The organism is Amycolatopsis pittospori (genome assembly GCF_013870525.1).
Lineage (GTDB): Bacteria > Actinomycetota > Actinomycetes > Mycobacteriales > Pseudonocardiaceae > Amycolatopsis > Amycolatopsis pittospori.
This window is the reverse complement of record NZ_JACBXD010000026.1, coordinates 49,979-67,096: the sequence shown is the minus strand read 5'-3', so window position 1 is coordinate 67,096 and position 17,118 is coordinate 49,979. Positions and strand designations below refer to the sequence as shown.

The following is a 17,118-nucleotide window of genomic DNA, read 5'->3' as shown; positions in this document are numbered from 1 at the left end:
TCAGGCCTCCACCGATCGCCTGCTCAGCGCCCAGTCGCCCACCAGCTTCGTCCCGGCGCCCGCTACCAGGAAGACGACGGCGAGTACGAACCAGCCCGTGACGGCCCACTCCACCAGCAGGACCGTCATGATGCCCGGCGCGAGCGCGATCGCCGCCGCCTGACCGGTGTTGAACAGGCCCTGATACTCGCCGTGCGCGTCCTGTGGCGTCAGCCCGACCGAGAGCCCGAAGCCGCTGCCCATGAAGAAGAGTTCGCCGGCGACGTGGATGGCGGCCGCGACGATCAGCACGATCAGGACGAAGGTGCCCGTGGCGTGGTAGCTGGCCGCGAAGACCAGACAGGACGCCGTCAGCAGGATCCCGGCCCACAGGCCCAGCCGCCCGGCGCCGCGCACGGTCGCGCCCGCCCGGGAAACGCGGTTCTGGAACAGGACGATCGTCACCGCGTTGAAGCCGATGAGCACCCCCATCACCCACGGCGGCGCCCCGGTGTGCGCGGCGATCCACAGTGGAACGCCCGCGGTCAGCATGCCGAAGCACAGCGCCAGCAACCCGTTGAGACAGGTGATCAGCAGATACGGCCGGTCCTTCAGTACGAGTACCCCGCGCTTGATCTTGAGGTCGCGCAGCGAAGACACATGCGGCACCCGCCGCAGAAGTGCCGCACACCCGAGGTTCGCGATTCCGCAGAACACGATCAGCGCGAGATAGGCGGCCCGGGTGTCGATCGACAGCACGATCGCGCCGAACCCGGCGCCGACCACGATCCCCGCCTGCGTCATCACCCGGGTGGTGGAGATGCTTTCGAGCCGCTCCTGGCCGGTGGTCAGACCGGAGATCACCGCGATCCGGATCCCCGGCGCCGCGCGTTCGCAAGCGACCATCACGCAGGTCACCAGCGCGATCGGCCAGAAGTCCCGCACGAACAGGTAGCAGAGCATGGCGATGCCCTCGACCAGCTGTAGCCCGAAGAGGACTTCACGTGCGCCCACCCGGTCGGCCAGGTACCCGAACGGGCCGCCGGCGAACATGCCGACCAGGCCCGCGGCCGTGATGCCGATGCCGAACTGGGCCGTCGTCAGCCCCGCTGATTGGGTGAAGAACAGGGCCCAGCAGGTGAACCACGCGCCTTTGCCGACCGACAGCACCAGCGAGGCCAGGTAGATCGTGCCCACCGGCCGCCGCCACCAGGCCAGCGTCGTGTAGCCCGGCCTGACTGGGGCCTGCTTGACCTTGGTCACCTTCGCTCCTTCGCCAACTCTCGGATCTTGGCGCCGAACCGGGCGGCATGGTCGCCGAGATCGACCTCCACCCTCGGCGGTACCGGAGGCTCGGCACCCAGCAGCACGCAGTGGATGAACACCGGCGAGGAGCAGCGGACCAGCACTCCGCACAGCAGCTCCGACAGTTCGCCGACGGTGTGGACCCGGTGGACCTCCAGGTAGCCACAGTCCCGGGCGAGCGCGCCGAGGTCGGGCCGCGACGGGACGGCCTGGCCGCCCGTCGAGGCATACCGGCCGTCGTCGAGCACGATGTGCGCCAGCGGCAGTGAATCGTGTGCCCCGGCGGTGATCAGGCCGACCGGGTTCATCAGCACGGCGCCGTCGCCGTCGACCACCAGGGTCGCCAGCCCGCTCGCCTGCGCGATGCCGATCCCGACCGAGGACGCGAGGCCCATCGAACCGGTCATGTAGAAGTGGTTCGCCCGGTCGTCGAGTCCGCAGGCGATCCGGGACGAAAAGCCGGTGGTGAACACGATCGGCTGGACCGAGGTCGCGTCGAGGATCGCTTGGATGGCTTCGGTCTTGTTCATGCGTGCCACCCGAAGAGCGGCGGCGGCACCAGCAGCGCGGCCGTCCGTCCCTGCCGCTGGACGACGTCCGCGGCCCAGCCGACCGACTCCGCGAGGTTCTGGTCGCGCCCGAGTGTGGTGGTCGCGACCCCGAGACCCGCCAGCAACGGCTCGGTGAGCCTGCCCATCACCAGGTTCTCCTGCGTCGGGTCGGGATCCACCCCTCGGAGGCTGATGATCAGCAGCATGCCAAGGCGGTAGGGCTCGACGAGTGACGCGAGCGCGTTGACCGACTGGCCGAGGCCGGAGTTCTGCATCAGCACCACCGGATGCCGGCCGGCGAGCACGGCACCCGCGGCGATGCCGACCGCGTTGTCCTCCCTGGCGACGGTGAGGAGCCCGGCGTGGTCGTCCAGTGCACGGTAGAGCGGCGCGAGAATCCCGCACGGCGTACCGAAGAACGGGCCGAACCCCGTGCTTGTCAGATCGTGGCACAGCTGGTGTGCGACGTCGACGGCTTCGAGAGCATGAGCTGTGGTCGTCATCGGTGGGTCGTCCGTTCGGTAGGGGGAGTGACCGGCAGTCCGGCCAGGAACTCGTCCAGGTCGACCAGGCGGGTGGCGTGGACACCAGGGCCGTCGCCGCGGATGTTCTCCTTGGCGGGCCGGGTTCCGTCGAAGAAGTGGACCGCGACGAGCCGGTCCGCGCCGTCGACCGTGAGCATCGGGGTGGCGACCAGGAGATCGCGGACCAGCGCCGTGTCCCTGGTCGCCCGCAGATGCACCCGATAGTCGCGGTAGTGGTTTTCGGCGTGGACCAGGGTGGGATGGAACCGGCGCTTGAACTGGAAGACACCCTTGCCGGGGTAGGGGTCCGCGCTGGAGAAGTCGATGCGCGAGACCCGGTTGCCCGCCGCCCATTCCATCGCCAGGTAGTACACGGCCTTCACCGCGCCGCTGCGGTAGTGGGTTTCGTCCCCGTCCAGCACACCGAGCAGCCGCATGCGCATGACCTTGCCGCCGTCCTCCAATCTGGCCAGGACACCGGCGACCCGTTTCTCGCCCTCGGTCACGAACAACAACCGTCCTTTGTGGAAGATCTCGTGCGTCGCCACGTCGAGGTCGACACTGCGGGCGCTTCCACCGTGCCTCGAAGCCATGGTCGGCAGGTGCATACGCTCGTAGAAGAACCGGAGATCCTCTTCGCCGGTGCCGACCTCGGTCGCCCATTCGTACTTCCGCCGCAGCTTCGCGAACTGGCGCCGCTCGTTGGCGGACACCGTCTTGTGCATGGCCTCGGCGTCACCGACGATGTCCAGCAGCTGGTGCACGCGGAAGGGGAGCAGTACCGAGTGTGCCGAGGGAAGGTCGAGCGCCCGTCGTCGCGAGCAGCCGAGGGCGACCAGGTCGGCGTCCGGTGAGCCATGGCGCAGCCGCCGCCAGGTGACCGCCGGACCGGCCACTGTGGACACTCGTCCGGCCAGTGACGACTGTTGGTCCGCCAGGTACGGCAAGATGTAGGTCAGGCCACCCGGCAGCCCTTGGTAGGCCAAGGACAGCGAGCGGTCGGGGACGGTGGACAGTACCGACGGGAACCGTCGGCCCGGCAGGCCGGCCCACAGTTGGTGACCGCGAGCCCAGACTCCCGTGCCTGCGGTCCACTGGTACTTCAGGCGGGCGAGTGCGGGCGAGGAGGCCATCAGGCGGCCTTGGTGATCGAGCTGACCGGTCTCACGGCTTCGGCGATCACCGCGGAGAGATCGGCGGCGTCGGCGACCGTGCGCACCGCGTGGTCCGGTAGCGGCCGGTAGTCCGTGGCGCTGTAGGAACCGGAGCCGTGGACGATGACCTCGTCGGCGTCGAGCAGCCCCCGGTCGATGGCGTTGAGGACCCCGGTCATCGCCATCACGAGCGACCATTCACGCAATACCCGGGGATCCGCGGGCAGGGTGACCCCGGCGTTGCCGAGCAGCGCGCGAACCTCGGCGTAGCGGCCGAGGCATTCGTTCAGGGACACGACGATCCCGCCGCCGCCCTGACGCCGGATGAGTTCGTTCATGGCGGGCGACGTCGCGGGCGAGCGGGTGTAGAACGTCGTTTCGAGGTTCTCGGCGGGATCGAACGTCGTCCGCGGGTATCTCGGTGTCGTTTCCTGGTGGAACAGACCGGTTCCGGGGTCGGCGCGGTAGTCCGGCGGCGTCATGCCGTGCAGACTCAGCACCATGTCCGGAGTGGCCAAGTGCTGCACGAGGAAGTACTGCGAGGTCTCCGTGACGTCCGGCAGCAGCGTCGTCCCGAAGTGGTGGCCCAGCAGGCCGAAGGCACTGGACACCGAATGCGCGTGCGCCCTGGTGACCCCGGGGCGCAAGGGCGCGGTGGCGTGCTCAGCGAACGCGCGGGCGGTGTCGGCGACCTGGTAGTTGGCGAGATCGAGGGTATGCCACAGCCGAACCCCGCTGGTGCGGAAGAGTTCCTGGGCGCTGTTCCGCAGGGCCTGCTTGGCGATCTCCTTGACGTGCGAGGGCTGCTCGGGATCGAGCACGCACATCGGATTGCGCGCGGCCAGCCAGGCGTCGTCGGACAGCGTCGAGGCCCACAGCTTTGGCCGGGCCGCGTCGGGGACCAGCGTGACGATCTGGAGGTCGGCAGGCCGGGCCAGCCCGTACCGGTAGGCGCGCAGCACCGCGTCGCGCAGCGCGGTCGCCTTGTTCGCCGACGAGGGCGTCAGTATCGTCACCCGTTCGCCGGTCCGGTCGATGTGCCGGAGCGCCCTGGCCACGATCACCAGTGAAGCCAGGGTCTTGACCGTGCGGGTCCCCGGATTCGCCATCAGATCGAGCAACACGAGCCGTGCGGGGCCGGCGGCGCCGAGTTCCGCGAACCTGAGCTCCGCCACCGAGAAGAATTCGGTCAGTTCAGGCGTCAGATCCGGCAGGGCGAACTCGGGTTCGAAACCCTCGACCGCGGAACGCGACCTCCGGACCACGGCCATCGCCTGCCGTATCCCCTCGTAGAACGCGGCCGGGGGGACGGTCGTCGGTTGATTCCAGGCGACAGACATGCCTCGTCCCTCGGCTCGACAATAAGCTGTGCCGATAATCATCGTCCCGCCAGGTGGACACGTGCGTCTCCAAAAATGCGCGGTGTCCGGTCGGGGTCTGATGCCGTGAAGGCCTCCTTCCCAAGAGCAGGGGCTCGGCAAATCCGCATAGCCGCCGGTCGGGCCGAACTCGGCAAGTTCTACGGCGCGAACCGTGTCCTCGACCCCGATGCATGGCGTCTCAGCGTGAGCGCGCTCACCCCGAGTGAGAGGACGAAACTGGGGGGAGTGGTTCCCGCACCTGCACACCACATTCCGTGACGGGCAGTTGGAGACGGCCCGAAGGCCATCGCCTTTTAACGACTGAAGCCCTGCCTCTCCGAAGAGAGACAGGGCTTCAGTTCTGCAAACGATGGTGCGCGATACTGGGATTGAACCAGTGACCTCTTCCGTGTCAGGGAAGCGCTCTCCCGCTGAGCTAATCGCGCGAGGTGGAGACGGGATTCGAACCCGTGTACACGGCTTTGCAGGCCGTTGCCTCGCCTCTCGGCCACTCCACCGTGTCAGGCCCGAGAGGGCCTTCCGAGCGGATGACGGGACTCGAACCCGCGACCCTCACCTTGGCAAGGTGATGCGCTACCAGCTGCGCTACATCCGCACATCCTCGGTTCGGATGGGAGTTCGGAACCTCGCGGTTCTGTCTCTCACCCCGTCGCCGTGGTGTGTGTGAACACTATCAGGACCCCGAAAACGGCTCTGCAACCGGGGTGCCACTTGCTGTTCGCAAGCCCGTCATCAGGTCATATCGTTGGGAATGAGGTGGGTCAGGGCGTCGTCGACGTCGACCCACAGGTGCTCGTTGCCCGGCAGTACGACGTCGTAGGTCCGGTCGAGGAAGTCGGCCAGTTCCTGAGCGGACGCCTCGAACATGGCGTGCCCTGACGGCGAGTTCAGTTCGATGAGGACGGACTCGGGGTCTTCGACGGAGGGGCGGATGCGTACGTCGCCGTCGCCCGCGTCGGCCAGGAGGCCGTCCGCGAGGAGGTCGCGCGCGTAGACCCACTCGACCCAGCCGGCGCGGCCGGTGCGGAAGGCGGCGACGACCGCGTACGGGTCGCGGGTGTCGTATCGCAGTTCGACCTTCACGGGAACCGCGGGCGTCCGCGGCGCCAGGAGGTCGAACACCGCCGTCGAGCGGAGCGTCACGTGATCGTTGCGCATCGTCCTACCCTTCGTCTCCTTCCCGGCCCGGTCGAACCGAGTGGCGATGATGTGACGTTCCGGCCGGCCGATCGGAACGCGGTTTCGCCGCAGATCACCCGGACGGGGTCATCCGACCCCGATCATGCACTCCGTCACCCCATCATCACCCGCGCGACGCGCAGCCCTACATGCGCCCTGCAGGCAGTCCACATGTACATACTGCGCGGTTTAGTCGTCGCGCGATAGCACCGTCGCACGAATGTCGAAACGCGTCGCAGGCGCCCCCCGGCCCCGACAACCCCGGCTAGCTCGTGGTTGTTCGCTCCGTATTTGCTGGTGAGCGGAGTGTGGTCGGAGCGAACCACCCGTTTGCAGGCCCCCGAAAGTCGTGGGGTAGAGTGACGAGAACACCCAGAGCGGGCGATTAGCTCAGGGGGAGAGCGCTTCGTTCACACCGAAGAGGTCACTGGTTCGATCCCAGTATCGCCCACCGAAGAAGGCCCCGGACCATTACGGTTCGGGGCCTTCTTTCGTTCTTTCCCCCGGGGTCCCCGCAGCCGTCCGGCGGCAACCGATCCGCAGGTCGGACGCGAGATATGTGGGGGCGGTAGTTCTGCCGTGGCGGGTCCGGCGAGCAGTACGCCGGGATTCGCGCGGCGAGCGCGGGGTGGGTGCTTCGGAGATCGTCGAAGGCGCTCGGTCCGGCCGGTGTGGACATTCGCCAGAGGTCTCGTGTCGCGCGCCAAAGGTGTCACGTGGGCGGCAGGCCGAGACGACATTGTGATCCTGGGCACTTCGGAACCGTGAAAAGGTCCAGACCACGGTGGATGTGATGCGGGGCATGGGCGAGCGGGTCACTCGTCCGGCTCCGGCGGCGGGTTCGCCGTGATGCTGACGTGATGTGACGAAACGCCACTCCGGTGACCGATTGACAAGGTAGGTCGCCGCGTCGTGGGCGGGCCTCGCGCGCCCTGGTGCTCCGAAGCCTCGAAATCCACAGTGGACCGGCGAGGGGGTGATCCCCTCAGACCGTCCACTGTGGAGTTTTCGGGGCTGTTCGGCCGTTCGGGCGCGCGGTGCTCCAAGTGGCCGGGGGAACGGGGAATTCGTGACTACTTTGCGTAGTGGTTCGGAGGATACGTCCTATTACCCATCGTCATCATCTTGTTATCAACATGGCATTCATTTGCCGGAAGCTCGCGCAGGTTGTGGCTGGAAATCCTTGTAACGAAGGCCGGAGAGTGGCCGATACCTTGGCGTGTGTCGCCCCATCGGCCGCTGTACGACCTTGAGAATCGATCACTCTTCGAAATCGCTCTCATTCACTCAGCGTGTTGATCCGGCGTTCGGGAATTCCCACTCCGGGAGGTCTGATGGAAGAGTCGGTGCGGCCGTCGTCCACCGTCAACGGGACGCCGCAGCACATCGACCTTCAGTCGATCCCGCTCCCCCCGCAAAGGGGTGCGGGTGTCGCCGCCGCGGTCGAAGCGACGGCGGCGCGGCTGCCGTCCGCGGCTTGGGAATCGCGCTACCGCGCCTGGGTCATCGGTAGTGACGTTTTCACCGCGTTCGCGCTGATCGTGATGAGCGCTTTTCTGATCGACCGCTCCGATCCCCACGACATGCACGCGCTCGGTACCGCGGCGGCCTTCCTGTTCGGGCTGTCGGTCTGCCGCGCCTGGAGTCCGCGTGTGCTGGGCGAAGGCGCGGAGGAGTACCGGACGCTCGGCCGGGGCCTGGTGACGACGGCGGTGCTCGTCGCGCTGGGCGGCCTGCTCTTCGGTGCCCTCGCGGTGCAGCCGTGGGTCTTCATCGTCGTCCCGATGATCTCCGTCTTCATGTTCCTGCAGCGGTACGCGCTGAGACAGGTACTGCACCGGCGCAGACGACTCGGTGAATGCCTGCTCCCGGTGCTCGCGGCGGGAAGCCCCGACACGGTCGCCGACCTCATCGCGCGCACCAAGGCGGATCCCCACGTCGGCTGGCGGGTCGAGGCCGTCTGCACCTACACCGGTGCCGGCGCGGAACGGGGGAGCGGTGAAGTGGAAGGCGTCCCGGTCGTCGGGAAGCTCGACGAACTCGCGGGCCACGTCCGCCGTGGCGGCTACCGCGTCGTCGCGGTGACCGCGGACCAGCACTGGAACCCGAAACGCCTGCAGCGGCTCGCCTGGGACCTGGAAGGCACCTCCGCCGAGATGGTGGTCGCCCCGATGCTGATGGAGGTGGCCGGTCCCCGGCTGAACGTCTCCGGCGTACTGGGGATGCCGCTGCTCCGGGTCAGCGCGCCGATGTTCACCGGCGGCCGCCGTCTGGTCAAGGAAGTCCTCGACAGGTTCGGCTCGGGCCTCCTGCTCACCCTGATCTCCCCGCTGCTGCTGGTGATCGCGATCGCCATCAAGCTCAACGACCGCGGCCCGGTGATCTACCGGCAGCGCCGCGTCGGCCGCGACGGGCACACCTTCACCATGCTGAAGTTCCGCACGATGGTCACCGACGCCGACAAGCTCAAGCAGGGTCTCCAGTCGGACAACGAGGGCGCGGGACCGCTGTTCAAGATGCGCAAGGATCCTCGGATCACCCGGGTCGGCGGGATGCTGCGCCGCTACTCCCTCGACGAACTGCCGCAGTTGTTCAACGTCGTGAGCGGCCGCATGTCGCTCGTCGGTCCCCGCCCGCCACTGCCGGAGGAGACCGCGAAGTACGCCCCCGACGCGCGTCGTCGTCTGCTGGTGAAGCCTGGGCTGACCGGGCTCTGGCAGGTCAGCGGTCGCAGCGATCTCAGCTGGGCCGAGAGCATCCGCCTCGACCTGCGCTACGTCGAAGACTGGTCCCTGGCCTTGGACCTGGTGATCCTCTGGAAGACCTTCCGTGCCGTGGTGCAGGGACGCGGGGCCTACTGACCCGCTTCCGCTCTGGCTCGCCGGCCGCCGTTCCCTCGGGGACGGCGGCCGTTCTTGTGATCGGTCCCACACGGAGAGGTAGTTGAGCGCGAAATAGTTCAGCGCTCAACTAGGTTGGGACGGGTACAGGAAGCGTACGGAAGGAAGATCCACCCATGACCACCAGCGTTGAGCCGATCGAAGCCCTGAACCTCCCGCAGGACGTCCAGGACCTGTTGTTCCGCGAAGCCCGCACCGCGAACAACTTCAGCGACGAGCCGGTGACCGACGAGCAGATCCGCGCGATCTACGAGCTGGTCAAATGGGCCCCGACGTCGATGAACAACCAGCCGCTGCGCGCGCTGGTCATCCGCACCGAAGAGGCCAAGAAGCGCCTTTCCCCGTTGATGTCCGAGGGCAACCGCGCCAAGACCGAGGCCGCGCCGGTGACCGTTGTGCTCGCCGCCGACACCGAGTTCCACGAGAACCTGCCGCGGACGTTCCCGCACTTCCCCGGTGCCAAGGACCTGTTCGCCGACGAGGCGGGCCGCGTCGAGGTCGCCAAGCTCAACGCCCTGCTGCAGGTCGGCTACTTCATCATCGGCGTCCGCGCCGCCGGGCTGGCCGCCGGCCCGATGACCGGCTTCGACAGCGAAGGCGTCGACAAGGAGTTCTTCGCGGACAAGCCGTGGAAGTCCCTCGTCGTGATCAACGTCGGCAAGCCGGGCGACAACCCCTGGTACGACCGCCTGCCGCGGCTGGACTTCGACGAGGTCGTCGAGACTCTCTGACCTCGTCTCTCGATACGCGAAGGCCTCTTTCCAATGGGAAGGAGGCCTTCGTGGTGTTAGGGGTAATGCGCGTGAGCCGCGTGGCGGGTGACGACTAACATCACACGAAACATCCGCTTTCATCGCGAGGAGTCCATCGTGTCCCAGCCGTCGTCAGTAGCAGCCGCAACCGCCCCGCGCGTGGTGGTACCGGCGGGCACTACGGCGGGTACGGCGGTCCGCGAAGCCGGGCTGCCGACCAAGGGGCCGGACACCATCGTCGTCGTGCGCGACGCCGAGGGGAACCTCCGCGATCTCGCCTGGGCGCCGGAGTCCGAGGTCGAGGTCGAAGCCGTCGCCGCGAACACCGACGACGGCCGCAGCGTCATCCGCCACTCGGCCGCCCACGTGCTCGCGCAGGCCGTGCAGCAGCAGTTCCCGCAGGCGAAGCTCGGCATCGGGCCGCCGATCAAGGACGGGTTCTACTACGACTTCGCCGTCGACACCCCGTTCACCCCGGAAGACCTGCAGGCGCTGGAAAAGCGCATGAAGCAGATCGTGAAGGGCTCGCAGCAGTTCTCCCGCCGCGTCTTCGACTCGGTCGACGAGGCCAAGAAGGAACTCGCCGACGAGCCGTTCAAGCTCGAACTGGTCGACATCAAGTCCGAAGACTCCACAGTGGACACCTCCGAGGTCATGGAGGTCGGAGGTGGCGAGCTGACCATCTACGACAACCTCGACCCGCGCACCAAGGAGCGCGTGTGGAGCGACCTCTGCCGCGGCCCGCACGTGCCGACCACCAAGTTCATCCCGGCGTTCAAGCTCACCCGCGTCGCCGCCGCGTACTGGCGCGGTGACGACAAGAACCCGCAGCTGCAGCGGATCTACGGCACCGCGTGGGAATCCGCCGAGGCGCAGGACGTCTACCTGGAGCGCCTGGCCGAGGCCGAGCGCCGCGACCACCGCAAGCTGGGCGTCGAGCTGGACCTGTTCTCGTTCCCGGACGAGATCGGCTCGGGGCTGCCGGTGTTCCACCCCAAGGGCGGGATCATCCGGCAGGAGATGGAGAACTACTCGCGCCAGCGGCACGTCGAGGCGGGCTACGACTTCGTCTATTCCCCGCACATCACCAAGGGCGCGCTGTTCGAGACCTCCGGCCACCTCGACTGGTACCGCGACGGCATGTACCCGGCGATGCACCTCGACGCCGAGCACAACGAGGACGGTTCGGTCCGCAAGCCCGGCCAGGACTACTACCTCAAGCCGATGAACTGCCCGTTCCACGACCTGATCTTCCGCTCCCGCGGGCGTTCCTACCGGGAACTGCCGCTGCGGATGTTCGAGTTCGGCTCGGTGTACCGCTACGAGAAGTCCGGCGTCATCCACGGACTCACCCGCGTCCGGGGCATGACGCAGGACGACGCGCACATCTTCTGCACCCTGGAGCAGGTCCCCGGTGAGCTGAAGTCCCTTTTGGACTTCGTGCTGAACCTGTTGCGCGACTACGGTCTCAACGACTTCTACCTCGAACTGTCCACTCGGAACGAAGAGAAGTACATCGGTTCCGAAGAGGTGTGGGCCGAGGCGACCGAGGTCCTGCGCACCGCGGCCGAGGACTCCGGTCTCGACCTGGTGCCGGACCCGGGCGGCGCGGCGTTCTACGGGCCGAAGATCTCCGTGCAGGCGAAGGACGCGCTGGGCCGCACCTGGCAGATGTCGACCATCCAGCTGGACTTCATGCTGCCCGAGAAGTTCGAACTGGAGTACAGCGCCGGCGACGGCACCCGTCAGCGTCCGGTGATGATCCACCGCGCGCTGTTCGGCTCGATCGAACGCTTCTTCGGCGTCCTGACCGAGCACTACGCGGGCGCGTTCCCGGCGTGGCTGTCGCCGGTCCAGGTGGTCGGCATCCCGATCACCGAGGACCAGGTCGAGCACCTCCGCGGGGTCGAGAAGGAACTGCGGGCCAAGGGGATCCGGGTCAACGTCGACGCGAGCGACGACCGCATGCAGAAGAAGATCCGTACCCACACCACGCAGAAGGTCCCCTTCATGCTGCTGGCGGGAGCGAAGGACGTCGAGGCGGGCGCGGTGTCGTTCCGGTTCCGCGACGGCGGCCAGATCAACGGCGTCCCGGTGGCCGACGCGGTCGAGGCGATCGCCGGCTGGGTCCAGCGCCGTGAGAACACCTCGCCGACGGTGGCGGGCTTGGAGGCGGTCCTCCGGTGACGGGCCCCGATGGCCCTGAAGTCGTCGGACAGGACGGTGTGGGGGTCCCGGACGCGTTGCAGCGCCTGTGGACCCCGCACCGGCTCGCGTACGTGCAGGGGTCGAAGAAGCCCGACGAGGGCTGTCCGTTCTGCCGTCTGCCCGAAAAGAGCGACGAGGACGCGCTGATCCTCGCGCGCGGCAAGACGGTGTACGCGGTGCTGAACCTGTACCCGTACAACCCCGGGCACCTGATGGCCGTGCCGTACCGCCATGTCGCGGACTACACGGACCTGACGCCCGAGGAGACCGTCGAGGTCGCGGAGTTCACCCAGCACGCGATGCGGGTGATCCGGGAGGTGTCCTCGGCGCACGGCTTCAACATCGGGATGAACCAGGGCGTGATCGCGGGCGCGGGGATCGCCGCGCATCTGCACCAGCACGTCGTGCCGCGGTGGGGCGGCGACGCGAACTTCATGCCGGTGATCGGGCACACGAAGGTACTGCCGCAGCTGCTGGGGGAGACGCGGCAACTGCTGGCGGACGCCTGGTAGACCGGTTTCGAAGTCCCGAGTCCGTGAAGGCCTCCTTCCCTACGCTCACGGTAGGGAAGGAGGCCTTCACGGCGTTACCGGAGGCTTCGGCCCAGCTTGTCGTGAGTGGCGATTCGGGTTCTAACCCGAATCGCCACTCACGACCCACGCGCCCAAGCACTCAGGCGTTGAGGGCGGCCTGCAGCTCGATGTCGATCTTGACCTTCTCGGACAGGAAGGCGTTGCCCTCCGGGCCGATGCCGAAGTCGCGGCGGTTCACGGTCGCGCTGGCCGAGACGCCGAGGGTGGTGGCATTGTCGTTGGCGGGGTTGGTGCCGATGCCGTTGAACTCGGCTTCGAGCGAGACCGGGACGGTCTTGCCGCGCCAGGTGAGGTCACCGTCGATGACGTAGTCGCCGCCGTCCTCGCGGATGCCGGTCGAGCGGAAGGTGATGACCGGGTGCTCGTCGACGTGGAAGAAGTCCTCGGACCTGAGGTGCGTGTCACGCCCGTCGACACCGGAGGCGACCGAGGAGGCGTCGATCTCCACGGTGACCGTGGAGTCGAGGATGTTGTCGGCGGTCACGACCTCGCCGGTGAAACCGGTGAAGTTACCGCGGGACTTCGCCAGCCCGAGGTGCTTGACGGTGTAGGCGATGTCGGAGTGGGCGGTGTCGATCGTCCACTTGCCTGCGACGTAGCCCGGGATTTCGGTGGTGGTCATGGAAGTCGTTCTCCAAAAAGTCTGTGGATCCGTCTGTGTGAACGCCGGAGCTGGTTGAGCGCTCAACCACGACTGTAGCGCAGTTTGGTTGAGCGTTCAACCAGGGGTAGAATGAGAGACATGTCCGAACCCCGATGGCTCTCCGACGAGGAGCAAAAAGTCTGGCGTGACTTCTCCGCGGCCACGCGGATGCTGCAGGCGCACCTGGAGGGCCAGCTCCAGCACGAGGCGGGCATGCCCCACACCTACTACGAGGTGCTCGTCGCGCTGTCCGAGGCGCCGGGCCGTCAGCTGCGGATGAGTGAGCTCGCCGACGCGCGCAAGGCGTCGCGCAGCAGGCTCTCGCACGCGGTCGCGCGGCTCGAGGCCAACGGCTGGGTGCGCCGTGAGTCCTGCCCCACCGACAAACGCGGTTCCTGGGCGGTGCTCACCGCCGAAGGGTTCGCCGCGCTGGAGAAGGCCGCGCCCGGCCATGTCGAGGCGGTTCGCGAGAGTCTCTTCGACCCGCTGGCCCCCGAGCAGGTGCAGGCGCTCGGCGAGATCAGTGCCGCCGTGCTGGCGCGGCTGTCGCCGAAATGTGCCGCGGCGGAGGCGGAACTGGCGTTGCGGGAGGAATCCGGCGAGCTGCTGGACGCGCCCGAACTGGCCAAAGCGGACTGATCGAAAGCCGGTCCAGGGCGGGCGCTTCGGTGCTGTCGGTGCGGGTGGATAGGCTTCGGACGCCCAACCGACCCTGCTGCTTAGGTGCACCTGAAGAACCGATGCTCAACATTTTCGCGCGCGCCTCCGTTTCCCGCGTCACCGACCCGATGGGGAAGGTGCTCGTGCGCGCCGGTCTGACCCCGAACGCGATGACCGTGATCGGCACGGCCGGCGCGGTGCTCTGCGCGCTCGGGTTCTTCCCGAACGACATGCTGCTGTGGGGCACCTTCACCGTGTGGGGCTTCGCGATGCTGGACCTGCTCGACGGCGCGATGGCCCGCGCCCGCGGGTACGGCACGGCGTTCGGGGCCGTCCTCGACGCGACCTGCGACAGGCTGGTCGACGGCGCGCTCTTCGCCGCGATCGCGTGGTGGTGCTTCGTCCACGACGACAACCGTCCGGCCGCGGCCGCCGCGCTGATCTGCCTGGTGCTCGCGCAGGTCATCTCGTACGTGAAGGCCCGCGCCGAGGCCTCCGGGCTGGAGGCGGACGGCGGGCTCGTCGAACGCGCCGAACGACTGATCATCGCCCTCGTGGGAACCGGACTGCACGGTCTGGGCGTTCCGTACACCGTGGACATCACGCTCTGGCTGCTCGCCGTCCTTTCGGTGATCACCCTGCTCCAGCGGACGGCCGCGGTCGCGAAGGCGGCCCGGGCCGCCAAGGCCGCCGGTCCACCCGCCGGGGAGGCCGGCTCGTGAGCGGGTTCTCCCAGCGTTTGAGCGACTTCGGCTACGCGGCGGGCTGGCGGCTCGCGCGCTGGCTGCCGGAGTCGCTCGGCTCGGTGACCTTCGGACTGGGCGCGGATCTCGCCGTCCGGCGCGACGGCGGAGGCGTACGGCAGCTGCGGACCAACCTCGCCCGGGTCGTACCGCAGGCGGACGAGGTCGAACTCGACGAACTGACCCGCCGCGCGATGCGGTCCTACGCCCGCTACTGGCACGAGATGTTCCGGCTGCCCTCGATGGACCACAAGGACGTCAGCCGCAAGGTCGCCCAGTCGATCACCGGGGTCGAGAACCTCGACGCCGCCCTCGCCGAGGGCAACGGCGCGGTGATGGCGCTGCCGCACAGCGGTAACTGGGACGCCGCCGGAGTCTGGCTCGCGGACTACCTCGGCGGCTTCACCACGGTCGCGGAGCGGCTGAAACCCGAGTCCCTCTACCAGCGGTTCGTCTCCTACCGCGAATCGCTCGGCTTCGAGATCGTGCCGCTGACAGGCGACAGTTCCGCGATGCGCGTCCTGCTCAAGCGGCTGCGGGAGAACAAGGCGATCTGCCTGGTGGGGGACCGGGACCTGACGAATTCGGGTGTGCCGGTCAAGTTCTTCGGCGAGCAGACCAAGATGCCCGGCGGACCGGCCAGGCTGGCCGCGACCACCGGCGCCGCGCTGATCCCGGCGGGCTGCTGGTTCACCGAGGACGGCTGGCAGATCCGCCTGCACCCGCGGATCCGGGTCACGAACCGGTCCGAGGTCCCGGCGGCCACCCAGGCGCTGGCCGACATCTTCGCCGGCGACATCGCCGCGCATCCGGCGGACTGGCACATGATGCAGAAGTTCTGGCTCTCCGACTTCGAAGCCGGGGAAGACATCGACCTCGGCGAAGCGAGTTGAGCCGATGGCTCAGGCGCGGGTCATGAAGATCGGGATCGTCTGCCCCTACTCGTTCGACGTGCCGGGCGGCGTACAGGGCCACGTCATCGATCTCGCGAAGGCGCTTCTCGCGCGCGGCCACGAGGTTTCCGTGCTCGCTCCGGCGGACGAGGATTCCGACGTCCCGGACTTCGTCGTCCCCGCCGGCAAGGCGCTCGGCATCCGGTACAACGGCTCGGTCGCTCGCCTGCAGTTCGGCCCGGTGTCCTACGCCCGGGTGCGGCGCTGGATCCGCGACGGCGAATTCGACGTCCTGCACCTGCACGAACCGGCCGCCCCGAGTCTTTCCCTGCTGGCGCTGAAGGTCGCGGACGGCCCGATCGTCGCGACCTTCCACACCGCGACGACGCGCTCGCGCACGCTGGCGGCGTTCCAGCCGGTGCTGCGGCCGCTGCTGGAGAAGATCACCGCGCGGATCGCGGTGTCGGCACTGGCCCGGCGGGTCCAGGTCGAGCACGCCGGCGGTGACGCCGTCGAGGTGCCCAACGGCGTCGACGTCGACTTCTTCTCCCGCGCGCTCCCGCTGGAGGGTTACCCGCGAGCGGGCGGCACGGTCGGGTTCGTCGGGCGGTACACCGAGCCCCGCAAGGGGATGGGTGTGCTCCTGGAAGCGTTGCGGATGCTGCTGCCGGACTTCGAGGACCTGAGGCTCCTGGTCGTCGGCCGAGGCGACGCCGATCAGCTCAGGCGGGAGGCCGGGCCGGAGCTGGCGTCGCATATCGATCTGCTGGGCCAGGTCGACGACGAGACGAAGGCGCGGGCGCTGCGCAGCGTCGACGTCTACTGCGCGCCCAACACGGGCGGCGAGAGTTTCGGGATGATCCTCACCGAGGCGATGGCGGCGGGGACGCCGGTGCTCGCGAGTGGGCTGGATTCGTTCCGGCGAGTGCTCGACGACGGCAAGGCCGGAATGCTCACCGAGACCGGTGACGCGGCCGCGCTCGCCGACGGTCTCCGCGAGCTGCTCGGCGACCCGGCACAGCGCGTTTCGCTGGCGGCGGCCGCGGGGGAGCGGGTCGCGATGTTCGACTGGTCCGTGGTCACCACGCAGGTCCTGCGGGTGTACGAGGCGGCGATCGCCGCCGACCCCCGGCGGGTCGGCGCGGGCGAACGCGAGTTCAGCCGATGACGACCTGGGTCTGGATCGGCGGACTGGTCGCCGTGATCGTGGTGCTGGGCGGGCTGTTCCTGCTCGCCACGGCGAACCGGCTGGACCGGCTGCACGTCCGCACGGACGCGGGCTGGGCGGCACTCGACGCGGCACTCGGCAGGCGCGCCGTCGTCGCCAGGGCGGCCGCGGTGATCCTGGGTGACGAGGACCTGCGTCGGCTGGCCGAACGCGCCGAGCGCGCGGACCGGGCCGATCGCGAAGCCGAGGAGAACGAGCTGACACTGCGGCTGGCGCGGATCGACCGGACGACGTTGCTTCCGCCGCTGGCCGAGGAACTGAACGACGCCGAGCATCGCGTCGTCATCGCGCGGCGGGTGCACAACGACGCCGTCCGGGACACACTGCACCTGCGGCGTCGGCGGAAGGTCCGGTACTTCGGGCTTGCCGGCACGGCTCCGCTCCCGGAGTACTTCGAGATCGCCGAACCCGACTTCTAGGAGGA

Annotated in this window: 16 protein-coding genes and 4 tRNA genes; 10 read left to right on the top strand and 10 right to left on the bottom strand. The window is 68.3% G+C overall.

Going from position 1 to position 17,118, the window contains the following annotated elements; translation table 11 throughout:
• The 9 genes from H5J31_RS17060 to H5J31_RS17020 all read right to left on the bottom strand — a co-directional run bounded on the left by H5J31_RS17060 (position 1) and on the right by H5J31_RS17020 (position 6,053).
• Entirely contained in the window at positions 1-1,242 is a 1,242-nt protein-coding gene (locus H5J31_RS17060; RefSeq protein ID WP_181773565.1) for an MFS transporter, read from the bottom strand.
• Entirely contained in the window at positions 1,239-1,814 is a 576-nt protein-coding gene (locus H5J31_RS17055; RefSeq protein ID WP_181773564.1) for a thiamine pyrophosphate-dependent enzyme, read from the bottom strand. The genes H5J31_RS17060 and H5J31_RS17055 overlap by 4 nt, the downstream gene beginning before the upstream one ends.
• On the bottom strand, positions 1,811-2,338 hold the full coding sequence (locus H5J31_RS17050) for a thiamine pyrophosphate-binding protein (RefSeq protein WP_181773563.1): 528 nt from the start codon (positions 2,336-2,338) through the stop codon (positions 1,811-1,813). Before H5J31_RS17050 ends, H5J31_RS17055 begins: the two co-directional genes overlap by 4 nt.
• On the bottom strand, positions 2,335-3,492 hold the full coding sequence (locus tag H5J31_RS40435; protein ID WP_181773562.1) for a GNAT family N-acetyltransferase: 1,158 nt from the start codon (positions 3,490-3,492) through the stop codon (positions 2,335-2,337). The genes H5J31_RS17050 and H5J31_RS40435 overlap by 4 nt, the downstream gene beginning before the upstream one ends.
• Positions 3,492-4,853 (bottom strand): DUF6002 family protein, encoded by a 1,362-nt coding sequence (locus H5J31_RS17040; protein WP_181773561.1) that lies wholly within the window; start codon positions 4,851-4,853, stop codon positions 3,492-3,494. The genes H5J31_RS40435 and H5J31_RS17040 overlap by 1 nt, the downstream gene beginning before the upstream one ends.
• Before the next feature lie 392 nt (positions 4,854-5,245).
• Positions 5,246-5,320 (bottom strand) — tRNA-Val (locus H5J31_RS17035).
• A 1-nt stretch (position 5,321) separates the two neighbouring features.
• Positions 5,322-5,392, bottom strand: a tRNA-Cys gene (locus H5J31_RS17030).
• 25 nt (positions 5,393-5,417) lie between these two features.
• Positions 5,418-5,490: transfer RNA gene (locus tag H5J31_RS17025), tRNA-Gly, on the bottom strand.
• Positions 5,491-5,627: 137 nt separating this feature from the next.
• Positions 5,628-6,053, bottom strand: a complete 426-nt coding sequence (locus tag H5J31_RS17020) for an SsgA family sporulation/cell division regulator (protein WP_181773560.1) — start codon at positions 6,051-6,053, stop codon at positions 5,628-5,630.
• Between the two features lie 400 nt (positions 6,054-6,453).
• Here H5J31_RS17020 and H5J31_RS17015 point away from each other — a divergent pair.
• The 5 genes from H5J31_RS17015 to H5J31_RS16995 all read left to right on the top strand — a co-directional run bounded on the left by H5J31_RS17015 (position 6,454) and on the right by H5J31_RS16995 (position 12,446).
• Positions 6,454-6,525, top strand: a tRNA-Val gene (locus H5J31_RS17015).
• Positions 6,526-7,408: 883 nt separating this feature from the next.
• Positions 7,409-8,935, top strand: a complete 1,527-nt coding sequence (locus H5J31_RS17010) for a sugar transferase (protein WP_181773559.1) — start codon at positions 7,409-7,411, stop codon at positions 8,933-8,935.
• Positions 8,936-9,090: 155 nt separating this feature from the next.
• The gene (locus tag H5J31_RS17005; RefSeq protein ID WP_181773558.1) at positions 9,091-9,705 is read left to right on the top strand and encodes a malonic semialdehyde reductase; all 615 of its coding nucleotides are present in this window, start codon (positions 9,091-9,093) and stop codon (positions 9,703-9,705) included.
• A gap of 180 nt (positions 9,706-9,885) precedes the next feature.
• Entirely contained in the window at positions 9,886-11,913 is a 2,028-nt protein-coding gene (gene thrS, locus H5J31_RS17000; protein ID WP_407925050.1) for a threonine--tRNA ligase, read from the top strand.
• Positions 11,910-12,446 carry an HIT family protein gene (locus H5J31_RS16995; RefSeq protein ID WP_181773556.1) on the top strand — a complete coding sequence of 179 codons (537 nt, stop codon included), beginning with the start codon at positions 11,910-11,912 and terminating at the stop codon, positions 12,444-12,446. Before thrS ends, H5J31_RS16995 begins: the two co-directional genes overlap by 4 nt.
• A 160-nt stretch (positions 12,447-12,606) precedes the next feature.
• On the opposite strand, the gene H5J31_RS16990 is transcribed toward H5J31_RS16995, so the two are convergent.
• Positions 12,607-13,149, bottom strand: coding sequence for a YceI family protein (locus H5J31_RS16990; RefSeq protein WP_181773555.1), 543 nt, complete (start codon positions 13,147-13,149; stop codon positions 12,607-12,609).
• 120 nt (positions 13,150-13,269) lie between these two features.
• Between H5J31_RS16990 and H5J31_RS16985 the strand changes: the two genes are divergently transcribed.
• The 5 genes from H5J31_RS16985 (at position 13,270) to H5J31_RS16965 (ending at position 17,113) form a co-directional block, all read left to right on the top strand.
• On the top strand, positions 13,270-13,809 hold the full coding sequence (locus H5J31_RS16985; RefSeq protein WP_181773554.1) for a MarR family winged helix-turn-helix transcriptional regulator: 540 nt from the start codon (positions 13,270-13,272) through the stop codon (positions 13,807-13,809).
• A gap of 101 nt (positions 13,810-13,910) precedes the next feature.
• A complete protein-coding gene (gene pgsA, locus H5J31_RS16980; protein WP_181773553.1) occupies positions 13,911-14,552 on the top strand; it encodes a phosphatidylinositol phosphate synthase in 642 nt (213 codons plus the stop codon).
• Positions 14,549-15,466: a phosphatidylinositol mannoside acyltransferase gene (locus H5J31_RS16975; protein ID WP_181773552.1), complete on the top strand. Its 918-nt coding sequence runs from the start codon at positions 14,549-14,551 to the stop codon at positions 15,464-15,466. Before pgsA ends, H5J31_RS16975 begins: the two co-directional genes overlap by 4 nt.
• A 22-nt stretch (positions 15,467-15,488) precedes the next feature.
• A complete protein-coding gene (locus tag H5J31_RS16970; RefSeq protein WP_181773551.1) occupies positions 15,489-16,634 on the top strand; it encodes a glycosyltransferase family 4 protein in 1,146 nt (381 codons plus the stop codon).
• On the top strand, positions 16,631-17,113 hold the full coding sequence (locus H5J31_RS16965; RefSeq protein ID WP_181773550.1) for a LemA family protein: 483 nt from the start codon (positions 16,631-16,633) through the stop codon (positions 17,111-17,113). The genes H5J31_RS16970 and H5J31_RS16965 overlap by 4 nt, the downstream gene beginning before the upstream one ends.
• The last annotated feature ends 5 nt before the right edge of the window (positions 17,114-17,118 follow it).

Excerpts from the sequence above, each read along its gene's own strand:
- H5J31_RS17055 (WP_181773564.1), bottom strand. The coding sequence starts at position 1,814 with ATGAACAAGACCGAAGCCATCCAAGCGATCCTCGACGCGACCTCGGTC.
- H5J31_RS17050 (WP_181773563.1), bottom strand. The coding sequence starts at position 2,338 with ATGACGACCACAGCTCATGCTCTCGAAGCCGTCGACGTCGCACACCAG.
- H5J31_RS40435 (WP_181773562.1), bottom strand. The coding sequence starts at position 3,492 with ATGGCCTCCTCGCCCGCACTCGCCCGCCTGAAGTACCAGTGGACCGCA.
- H5J31_RS17040 (WP_181773561.1), bottom strand. The coding sequence starts at position 4,853 with ATGTCTGTCGCCTGGAATCAACCGACGACCGTCCCCCCGGCCGCGTTC.
- H5J31_RS17020 (WP_181773560.1), bottom strand. The coding sequence starts at position 6,053 with ATGCGCAACGATCACGTGACGCTCCGCTCGACGGCGGTGTTCGACCTC.
- H5J31_RS17010 (WP_181773559.1), top strand. The coding sequence starts at position 7,409 with ATGGAAGAGTCGGTGCGGCCGTCGTCCACCGTCAACGGGACGCCGCAG.
- H5J31_RS17005 (WP_181773558.1), top strand. The coding sequence starts at position 9,091 with ATGACCACCAGCGTTGAGCCGATCGAAGCCCTGAACCTCCCGCAGGAC.
- H5J31_RS16990 (WP_181773555.1), bottom strand. The coding sequence starts at position 13,149 with ATGACCACCACCGAAATCCCGGGCTACGTCGCAGGCAAGTGGACGATC.
- H5J31_RS16985 (WP_181773554.1), top strand. The coding sequence starts at position 13,270 with ATGTCCGAACCCCGATGGCTCTCCGACGAGGAGCAAAAAGTCTGGCGT.
- pgsA (WP_181773553.1), top strand. The coding sequence starts at position 13,911 with ATGCTCAACATTTTCGCGCGCGCCTCCGTTTCCCGCGTCACCGACCCG.
- H5J31_RS16970 (WP_181773551.1), top strand. The coding sequence starts at position 15,489 with ATGAAGATCGGGATCGTCTGCCCCTACTCGTTCGACGTGCCGGGCGGC.
- H5J31_RS16965 (WP_181773550.1), top strand. The coding sequence starts at position 16,631 with ATGACGACCTGGGTCTGGATCGGCGGACTGGTCGCCGTGATCGTGGTG.